Genomic DNA, 230 nt, shown 5'->3' with positions numbered 1-230 from the left:
GTTTGTACGAGCGCATCTTGATCAAAAAATGAATATCGCCCAATTGGCTGACTTGGCTAATTTAAGCGTATCGCAGCTAGAGCGCACCTTTAAGGCCGTACTGAATATGTCGCCATTACAGTTTGTGCAAAAGCTGCGCTTGGAGTATGCGGTGAAGTTATTGGCTCGTCATGAGGTGTCAGTGACTCAGATATCGTTGAACTGCGGCTACAGCGATCACAGTGCTTTTA

At 46.1% G+C, this 230-nt stretch carries 1 protein-coding gene; it reads left to right on the top strand.

Annotation, left to right across the window (positions count from 1 at the left end):
• The coding region (locus AAEY98_RS22740) for a helix-turn-helix domain-containing protein (protein WP_351019920.1) at positions 1-230 on the top strand (230 nt) is incomplete at both ends.

The sequence above is a fragment of the Shewanella sp. AC91-MNA-CIBAN-0169 genome (assembly GCF_040310165.1).
Lineage (GTDB): Bacteria > Pseudomonadota > Gammaproteobacteria > Enterobacterales > Shewanellaceae > Shewanella.
The sequence above is the reverse complement of the archived record's forward strand: the minus strand, read 5'-3'. Positions and strand labels throughout refer to the sequence as shown.